Annotated in this window: 8 protein-coding genes; 3 read left to right on the top strand and 5 right to left on the bottom strand. The window is 42.5% G+C overall.

What is annotated here, in order from left to right:
• The coding region (locus MmiAt1_RS05040) for a hypothetical protein (protein WP_318785800.1) at window positions 1–292 on the top strand (292 nt) is incomplete at its 5' end.
• 74 nt (window positions 293–366) lie between these two features.
• On the opposite strand, the gene MmiAt1_RS05035 is transcribed toward MmiAt1_RS05040, so the two are convergent.
• The 3 genes from MmiAt1_RS05035 to cca all read right to left on the bottom strand — a co-directional run bounded on the left by MmiAt1_RS05035 (window position 367) and on the right by cca (window position 3,802).
• On the bottom strand, window positions 367–1,329 hold the full coding sequence (locus tag MmiAt1_RS05035; RefSeq protein ID WP_318785799.1) for a tyrosine--tRNA ligase: 963 nt from the start codon (window positions 1,327–1,329) through the stop codon (window positions 367–369).
• A 360-nt stretch (window positions 1,330–1,689) separates the two neighbouring features.
• Window positions 1,690–2,115: a flavodoxin gene (locus tag MmiAt1_RS05030; protein ID WP_318785798.1), complete on the bottom strand. Its 426-nt coding sequence runs from the start codon at window positions 2,113–2,115 to the stop codon at window positions 1,690–1,692.
• A gap of 292 nt (window positions 2,116–2,407) precedes the next feature.
• On the bottom strand, window positions 2,408–3,802 hold the full coding sequence (cca, locus tag MmiAt1_RS05025) for a CCA tRNA nucleotidyltransferase (protein WP_318785797.1): 1,395 nt from the start codon (window positions 3,800–3,802) through the stop codon (window positions 2,408–2,410).
• Between the two features lie 227 nt (window positions 3,803–4,029).
• Here cca and MmiAt1_RS05020 point away from each other — a divergent pair, with 227 nt between their 5' ends.
• Together MmiAt1_RS05020 and MmiAt1_RS05015 are read left to right on the top strand one after the other, a co-directional pair.
• Complete coding sequence (locus MmiAt1_RS05020) at window positions 4,030–4,836, top strand: queuosine precursor transporter (RefSeq protein WP_318785796.1); 807 nt, start codon at window positions 4,030–4,032, stop codon at window positions 4,834–4,836.
• 216 nt (window positions 4,837–5,052) lie between these two features.
• Complete coding sequence (locus MmiAt1_RS05015; protein WP_318785795.1) at window positions 5,053–7,245, top strand: hypothetical protein; 2,193 nt, start codon at window positions 5,053–5,055, stop codon at window positions 7,243–7,245.
• Between the two features lie 106 nt (window positions 7,246–7,351).
• Here the strand turns inward: MmiAt1_RS05015 and MmiAt1_RS05010 are convergent, their stop codons facing one another.
• The gene (locus tag MmiAt1_RS05010; protein ID WP_318785794.1) at window positions 7,352–7,573 is read right to left on the bottom strand and encodes a hypothetical protein; all 222 of its coding nucleotides are present in this window, start codon (window positions 7,571–7,573) and stop codon (window positions 7,352–7,354) included.
• Between the two features lie 5 nt (window positions 7,574–7,578).
• Window positions 7,579–7,986: an ADP-ribosyltransferase gene (locus tag MmiAt1_RS05005; protein WP_318785793.1), complete on the bottom strand. Its 408-nt coding sequence runs from the start codon at window positions 7,984–7,986 to the stop codon at window positions 7,579–7,581.
• Window positions 7,987–8,856 lie beyond the last annotated feature (870 nt).

Genomic DNA, 8,856 nt, shown 5'->3' with positions numbered 1-8,856 from the left:
TTGCTGCCGCTGCCGTCAGGTTTGCATTGCTGCCGCTGCCGTCAGGTTTGCATTGCTGCCGCTGCCGTCAGGTTTGCATTGCTGCCGCTGCCGTCAGGTTTGCATTGCTGCCGCTGCCGTCAGGTTTACATTGCTGCCGCTGCCGTCAGGTTTGCATTGCCGCCGCTGCCGCCCCGGCCGGCATGCTGCTGCGCCGTCGCCGCGCGCGAGCCGCACCAATTTTTCAAAAGATAATCGGAACCGCACCTTCGATTTTGAAAAAACGAATCGAAACCGCACCTCCGGTCTTTGAAAAAAATAAAAGAAAAAGAAACAAAAAAAGAAACAAAAAGAGAGAACAGAAAATCTGTTCCCGAATTTAAAAAATTAAAGCAAAACCGCTCTGACCGGATCCAAAATTTCATTGAGATATTTGGTGCAGGCGTTTTTCAAGTCCATGGGATGAATTTTGCCGTCAGCAAATGCGGTTTCCAAATCGGTGTAAGAATCGTAAGTCTCATTGCCGCCGAATTTTTCCGGTTTTTCAATGGTGATTGATTCGTAGCGCGGGAAAATATGGTATTTGAAAAGTTCCATAATCGGATTGTTTTCAATGTCGCCCTGCTGACAGTATGCTTTTTTGATTTTGTGCGCGACATCTTCGGCGGTGTCGTCAACGGAAATGAAATTGTCGTTGGAGGAGGACATTTTGTTGCCGTCAAAACCTGAAATAATCGGCGTGTGAATGCAGATCGGCTTCTTGAATCCGAGTTCCGGGAGGTGCTCGCGGGCCAGCATGTGAATTTTGCGCTGGTCGGTGCCGCCGACGGCAATGTCGACGTCCAAAAGCGCGATGTCAATGGCTTGCATAATCGGGTAGACCAACTGCGAAACCATCGGATTGTCCATGGCGCGGCCGACCTCGTCCATACTGCGCGTTGCGCGGTTGAGCGTGACGGATTTTGCCATCTGCAAAACATTAATCATATATTCCTGACCCAGCTGATAGTCCGAACCCAAAACGAATTTGGTGTTTTCTTCGCTCAAACCGAGCGCGATAAAGCAGCGCTTGTTATAATCCGCGATTTTGCGGACTTCCTCAAACGTGCCTTTCTTGTTAAGATAAGCGTGGACGTCCGCAAGTAAAACAGTCACTTCACAGCCGGCTTTCTGGCAGTCCAACAATTTGTTGACCGTCAGAACGTGTCCCATGTGAATTCGTCCGCTGGGCTCGTAACCGACATAAACCTTAGGAGACGGGTTGGTTTTGATTAATTCTGTCAGTTCTTCATCCGTGACGACTTCGTCCACGTTGTATTTAATTCGTTCGATCTTCTCTTCAGGGGTCATCCAAAAACTCCGTAAATATAAATTGCAATTCAGCGCCGCTTCCTTTGGGGCGCCGTTTCATCTCTCAGATTTGAGGCAGCATTCGCATTCAATGCGGCATGAATCAACTCTGAATTTTTACATGAGTGCCTTTTAAAGATATAAATCATTCTGTTTTTCAAAAATTTTATTTTTCAAAAATCAATGCCTCGTTTTGATTCTTTTTTAAAGATCTGTGCAGCTCGCGCGTGAAAGCGGCAGGCAGAACAAAAATCAGAAAAAACAAAAAACAAAAAAACAAAAAAACGAAAAAACGAAAATAAGAGAGGTGTGCGCCGCCAAAAAAGCGGCGCCTGAGTGAAAAAATGAGAGGAGCCGAGTTTACATACCGGCCAATTCTTTTCCGAAATTGCGGCAATTTTCAACGTCATCGCCGGCCGGTTCCAAATTGACGATCAGTCCGTCTTTTAAAAGAACGGCGCCGGCTTTTTTGACATCATCTTCCCAAAGACGCATCCATTCGCCGTCTCCCCAGTCGTAGGAGCCGAAGAGACCGACTTTCCGGCCGCTCAAAGCACCCGCAACGGACTGCATAAACGGTTCAAATTCGTCTTCTTCCAGAATTTCATCGCCCATTGCCGGACATCCGAAAACAGCGATATCCGCGGTTTCGACATCCGCCGCGGACGCGGCCGCAACTTCCTTGAGCAAAACATCGGCGCCCGTTGAAACAGCGCCTTCGCAAATTAAATTGGCCATAGCTTCCGTGTTTCCGGTGCCGCTCCAATAAATAATGCACATTTTCATAAATTAAAATCCTCCTTTTTTTGAAGTAAGCTTCAACAAGGGAAGGATTTCACCAAATATAAATATTTTCGTTAAAACGAAATTGATTTTAGATGGCGAAAAATAAAATGATAAACGAATGATGAAAAATTGATAAAACCGGGACTCGAATTTGAAAAATAAAAAAATAAAATGCAGTGCGTCGCGCGCGGGCAAGGCGACAGCATTCCTTCAGCGATACCGGACAAAACAAAACAAGCAAAATAAAAAAGTGAAAAACAAAAAGTAAAAAGCAAGAAGTAAAAAGTAAAAATCAGGGACTGATTTGAGAAGTCAGCCGCTCATTCATAAATTTCCAAAATGCTTCATTTTGAATGCTTTTAATTTCGTTTTCCCTTAAAATTTCGTATCCTTTTTTCATCGAATCCCGGACATGCCGTCCCAACGCCGTTTCTTTGAAAATCATATCGTCGATTAAAAATTCGGCCGTTTTGTATTTTCTCGGAATCTCGGCGACATATCTTTCATTTTCAATCGAAAAAGAGAACGTGCTCGGATTGTTTTTGTACTTCCTGCAAAACGATTCCGCGTTGTTTTCATTCCAAACGGGCGGACCGACTCTTTTTTGAAGCGGCGGAAGCACGGTGTTTAAAAGTTCGACAAAAACGATGCTTTCCTTTTCATCTTCCGACCACGAAAACGTGTTGACAACCGTAAATTCGTTTCGCGTCAGCAATTCTTCCAATGATTTTTCCATTCGGAAAAGCTGCGGGTAAAGCGTGTCTTCCGCTTTGTCCGGCGTTTGAAATGAAATGCCGATTAACTCCGTTCCGCGCGCCGTCATCAATTTTTCAAATTCGTCTGCCGTCATCGGCAGATATTCTTTGGGCGTAAAATAATCCAAACTCAGATTGTTTAAGAACGCGCGGGCGCGGTCAATGAAAAGCGCGAACTTCGTCAATGACAAAGCGGCGGCGACATTTCTTTTCGGATCCGTCGGATCAACGACAACAAGAGGGCTGTCATGTTCCAGCGACTGATGATTTGCCAAATCAATCACACCGCCGTATTTCCAATCGGCAGCATGCTTTAAAACACCTTCAAAACCGCCGTAATAAATCGTCAGAATTTCCGTCAGATAACCGGAAAAGCCGCCGGTCCGAACTTCGGATCCGTAAACGCCGACACCTTTCATAAATTGTTTTAAAATTAAAACATCGTCTTCCAAGCCGTTGATGTTTTCTTTAATAAAAGCGCAATGAAACGGCGTCCTGTCGACAGCCGATTTAATTTCCGCCCCGCTTTTTACACGGAAGCAGGGAACCAAATCCACTTCGAATCCTTCTTTTTGAATATGAATGTAAGGATGCTCCGAATGGCGGTCTTCCCAAGTGTCGCCGGTTTTTGCCATTTCCGTTAAAATCATGCGGCTTCTTTGATAGAATTCGTCGGCCGGAATGTCTTCGGGATAGGAAATAAAAACATCGATGTCGTGATTGCCGTGAAGCCAGGTGTTTCGCTCGGCTGAGCCGACGGAGAGCGGCAGAATATCGCATTGTCCCTGCTCTTCGGCGATTCGGACAATGTCGTCAATAATGCCTTTTCGGACCGATTCAAGTTTTGTTTTTTCTTCGGCGGTCGGACGAATGCGTTTTAAAATTTCGGCGCGAATTTCCGCAATGCTTTCTTTTTTTGAATCGGCAGTCATAAATTTAATCCTTTAATTTTTTGAAATTTCAACGTTTGCAATTGGGCTTGAAAAATATTTATAATTAGTTGTCGGCAATGATTTGAGGCTGTCTGCCGCCGCCCGCGCGCGCCGCATAGTTTTTCAAAAGAATGACTCAAAAACAATCCTTGGTTTTCAGAATTTTTTTTAAATGACTTGAAATGCTTTTATAGGATTGAATATTTAGGTCAGTCGAGGTTTCATTTATGGATTACAATCTTTTGTTTGTTCTTGTTTTTTGGATGATTGCCATGACAATCGTCACAGTTTCTTCCGTCCGAATTGTTAAAAAATATCCGGCTTACGGGTTCGCGGCGCTGACGGCGTTTTACGTTGCTTACCTGCTCAGCTCTCAGGTGATTGCAACAAAGCTTGCGACATTTGATTTCGGAACATGGTTCGGTTACAGCATTATCTTATCAACGCCTGCCGCCGCGATTTTGTATCCGTTCATCGCGCAGGTGCTGGATATGATTAATGAAGTGTACGGCAAAAAAAGAGCCGTTGCTGCCGTCATGATTGCTTTTGCAACGCAGGTTCTTTACGTCATGTTTATCGCAATGGCCGTTCAGATCCCGGCCGCCCCGTTTTATGAATTAGACGTTGCCTGGACATCCATTTTCGCGCTCAGCGTCGGCGTCACAATCGCCAGCTGGATCTCCTTTTTGGTTTGTTCTCTCTTGGACACGTATATGTTTTCCTACATCAAGCGCAAACTTCGTCCGAAAGAATTGGCTTTTAAAGGAGACGCATTCTTCAATCCTTACATTTGGCTTCGCTCGCTGCTGACCGACGCATTCAGTTTGGCGATTGATTCCGTTCTTTTCGTTGTGATTGCATTTTATTTAATCGGCGGCATGCCGTGGGAAGTTGTCACAGGTTTGATCGTCGGGCAGCTGGTCGTCAAAGTCGTTATCGGTGTTGCCGACACGCCCTGGTTTGTTCTTTACAAGCGCATGCTTGGAAAAACAGATTTGTCTGACACGAAATTTGTTGAAGAAAAGTCTGTTTGATTTTTCTTTCTTTCTTTTTTTCTTCCTTTTTTTCTTCCTTTTTTTTCTTTCTTTTTTTCGGTCTTTTTTCTCTGTCTTTTTTATCCCAAAATAATTCTTTCACAATAATTCAAAATCGACATTTTGCGCGCGCCGCGCCGGCAGTTTTCAACCGCACTTTCATACTTTCACCCTGCTTGTCTGAGGTTTATATACGTTTTTACCGATTCTTCTTTTATGATTTCGGACGGAGAAAGCACGGCGATTGAGGCAGACATACGCCTTCGGGATATTTCGGGAATCGGCTCGATATTGGAAAAGAGATTGGTCACTTGTTTCGGCAGCGAAGAAAAAGCGCTTGAAACGCTTTTCAAAGGCGACATTCATGAATTGTGCCGCGTGGAAGGCATGACGCGCAAATCCGCTCAGTCTTTGATTCTGAATGTTTCAAAAGAGCAGAACGGGGTTTCAATTGACGATTTTTTGAAAACGAAAGAAGCGGAAACGCTTTATTCCGGCATTTTAAAAATCATGAAAAAGCATTGCTGCACCGAATATTCCGCCGACTTCATTGAATGTCTTGTCCCGTATCCGAAAAGAAGATTGGATTTGGCGCTCGATGTCCGTGAAAAAATCGAAGGTCATTTGGCGATCCTTCAATCGTTTTCACCGGACGAACGCGAAACGATTCAATCTTTGCTGTCCTCCGTTTCTCCGGCAAAAGAAGGCGCGGCTCAAAAGATTCGCGACCGCGCCGTTTTGGCATTCTCCGAAAATGTTTATCTCGAAGCCCGTGAAAAATTCGGAAGTCTTCTGCCGGTTCATTTGGTTTCGGATCAGCAGGAATGCGCGGATTTCTTTTATTCTTATCATTCCGTCATTTTATTCGATTTCCCCGACTTTGATTTGCCGGAGTCCGGCTATGATTATTTCCGCGGCATCGAATCGGTTGAAATCGAACAATTGGTTCCGGAGTTGGCGCTTTCTTATTTCGTTAAAAATTTGAAAAGCTTTGATGCGTCTCTTTGTCTTGCGGAAATCCTGGCGGCCGGATCGGCCGACGGCGTGTTTTCTCAGTTTTCGGCAGAAGACACGCTTGAACTTCGGACGCGTCTTAAAAAGCTGAATGCGGACGGCAGCATTAATCCGGGAACAGATCCCGAATCCGACCGTTTGAAAAATATTTCCGTAACGTGTGACGAAGTGCTTCTTAAAAAAGCGGCGGAACTTTCCGAAAAGCTCAAAAACGTTCTGACCGGAAACACGCTGACGCTTGACGGCGATCAGCTGATGCACATTTTGTCGGGTGCGGATCTCAAACAAATCGTGACGGCAAACGTTTCAAGACCGTACCGCGAAATTTTAAAGGAAACGCTTGCCGAAATTACGGAAACGCTTTCGCTGAAAAAAGACGAAGAAATGATTTTGTCCGACATTTACGGCGATGAAATCGCGTGTCCCGTGACTTTAAATTTGGATTCATTGACGCGCTTTAAAAAAGAAATTTCATCCAAAGCGCTTGAAATCGAACAAAAACAAAAAAAACAGCTTTCAAAGGAATTGGCCGGCAAAAAGGAAGCCGTTTCCGTCTTGGTCAGCGACTGCCTTGAATTTGACTGCTGGTATTCGGCGGCAAGCTTTGCAAATGCTTATCAAATGACATTTCCGATTTTCGCAAAAGCGTCGTCTCAATTGAATTTGAACATGAAATTGAATGATTCGAACTCTGTCGGCGCGACCGCCCCCGCTGACTCCGTCTTTTTCAACCTTGAAAACGGCCGGAATCTTTTCCTTTCCTCCAAATACGGTTTTGATTCAATCACGCCTGTTTCTTATGATGTTGAAAACACCGTTCTTTTGAGCGGCGTGAATTCGGGCGGCAAGACAACGGTTTTGGAACTCGTCGGCCAATGTCTGATTTTGGCGCACATGGGATTCCCCGTCCCGGCCGAGCATTTTGAATTCTCGCCGATTGAAGAGTTTTATTATTTCGGAAAGTCCAAAGGAACGCTGGATGCCGGCGCGTTTGAAACAACGCTTCGTAACTTCTCAATCGTTTCCGAAAGCAACGGATACGAACGCGCGGTTTTTGCCGACGAATTGGAATCCATCACGGAACCCGGCGCGTCCGCCAAAATCATCGCCGGTCTTTTGGAAACATTTTGCGAAAACGGCAAAACGCTTTCCCTTTTCGTTTCCCATTTGGCAGAAGCGATCATGGAAAACTGCGATATCCCGATTCGGGTTGACGGCATTGATGCCGCCGGTCTCGATGAAAATTTGAATCTGATTGTGAATCGCAATCCGATTAAAAATCATATCGCGAAATCGACACCGGAATTGATTGTCGAAAAGTTGTTTTTGACGTCGACGGGAGATGAGAATGCGTTTTATGAAAAGTTGAAGAAGAAGTTTGAAGGGAAGAATTGAAATGAAATATTTTTGAAAAAAAAAAAAAGATTTTTTAACGGGAAATTTAAAGAAAATGAAGAAAAGACGGGGTACGCCTTTTTATTTTGTTTTTAATTTATTTTATTCATTTCTTGTTTTTTCCGGGTTTGTCAAACAAAATTCTGTCTTCGCCGTCTTCATACGGTGTTCCGTCAAATCGAACGCCGGTTTGAATTCTTTGAATTTGGCGTTTTAGATCTTCTCTTGCTTCTTTTGCAAGTTTTTTTGTTGCTTCAACTTCTTCGGGAGTCGTATCAGGATAATATCCGACATATGTAAAAATTTCATCAAATGTTTCATGGCGCATATTTATCACTTTTTGAATTCTTCAATAGTGTATACAATTGTCTCTTTATTTATATATTTTGAAATAGGAAATGAGTCTACAGTTATTGTTTTTATTCGATAGCATTTTTGACGCGGCCTTAATATTTCTGCTTCGGCTTGATCCACATATAATGCTTGCATTCCTTTTTTGAGATTCAATTGAAAAAGAACAGGATTTTTCAAAGTTGTGTATTCGAGCGCTTTTTGAAAATCTAAACTGAAACTTCCGTAGGCCTGATCTGAATAAGTTGTTCCTTCTGACGGATTTTCCAGCCATTTTATATCGCTGACACCTTTGTAAATCCAATAATCTTTATCAGCTTTGCTTTTTTGAATTGCAGTATCCAGATTTTGAAAATGAAAATCAATCAGCTCTTTTTCGTCTTCAGTCATCAAATCATAAAATTCAGGATTCCGGCAGCATGAATTAATAACATAACACCAAGATTTCTTTCTCCAATTGCCGGGAATCGGAAAACTCCAATCCTGTTTTTGATCATTCCAAGAATGAACGTCCTGATAATTGCCGATGCAAACTTTTTCAGCCGCCGTTAACTTTTTTCTGTCGTTATAAGGAATTAAAAAAGTCGTGTATTCCGAAAACGATTCAAGTTTTTCGGCAACACGATTCTCGAGGCGGTCAAAATCTTCCGTTTTTTCGAATTCCGAGAAATTTGCAAAATATTCCATAGATTTCAGAAAACGAAAAACCATTTATTGTAATCGTTTTTTTCAAAATCGATAAGTTTAAAAACAAAATCGATGACTGCATCCAATGATATTTTTATTGAATTTTTGAATTAGATTTGAGTTTTATATTTTTAGTTTATCTTTTTGGTTTATTTTTTTGGTTTATTTTTTTGGTTTATCTTTTTGGTTTATTTTTTTGGTTTATCTTTTTGGTTTATCTTTTTGGTTTAGTTTTTGATTTTCAAAACGAAACATCGTTATTTCAAAACATAAAAAAATATGAACTCCGTTTTTTGAATGAATGATTTAAATTTCAGGAATTGTTTTTCAGGTTTTATCGGGAGTTCGGGTTTGTTTGATTTTTTAAAACCGATGTTTGATTCCGCTGAAACTTAAAGAAAAATCCAAGTACGACCGCAAATTGAAATTTTGTGAGCGAAGCGAGCAAAATTGAAATTTGCGGATAAGACCAATAAGAAAATAAAAACGTTGAAACTGTTTTTACTTTTGAATTAACAAATCGTTGCATATTGAATTGAGAATCATGAAGCGCGTCATTGGAAGCAGTTGTTT

Origin of the sequence: Methanimicrococcus hacksteinii, from assembly GCF_032714515.1 — an archaeon.
Lineage (GTDB): Archaea > Halobacteriota > Methanosarcinia > Methanosarcinales > Methanosarcinaceae > Methanimicrococcus > Methanimicrococcus hacksteinii.
Note: the sequence above shows the minus strand (reverse complement) of the source record. Positions and strands in the feature narration are given on the sequence as shown.

Coding starts and splice junctions, on each gene's coding strand:
- MmiAt1_RS05035 (WP_318785799.1), bottom strand. CDS start 1,329: ATGACCCCTGAAGAGAAGATCGAACGAATTAAATACAACGTGGACGAA.
- cca (WP_318785797.1), bottom strand. CDS start 3,802: ATGACTGCCGATTCAAAAAAAGAAAGCATTGCGGAAATTCGCGCCGAA.
- MmiAt1_RS05005 (WP_318785793.1), bottom strand. CDS start 7,986: ATGACTGAAGACGAAAAAGAGCTGATTGATTTTCATTTTCAAAATCTG.
- MmiAt1_RS05010 (WP_318785794.1), bottom strand. CDS start 7,573: ATGCGCCATGAAACATTTGATGAAATTTTTACATATGTCGGATATTAT.
- MmiAt1_RS05020 (WP_318785796.1), top strand. CDS start 4,030: ATGGATTACAATCTTTTGTTTGTTCTTGTTTTTTGGATGATTGCCATG.
- MmiAt1_RS05015 (WP_318785795.1), top strand. CDS start 5,053: ATGATTTCGGACGGAGAAAGCACGGCGATTGAGGCAGACATACGCCTT.
- MmiAt1_RS05030 (WP_318785798.1), bottom strand. CDS start 2,115: ATGAAAATGTGCATTATTTATTGGAGCGGCACCGGAAACACGGAAGCT.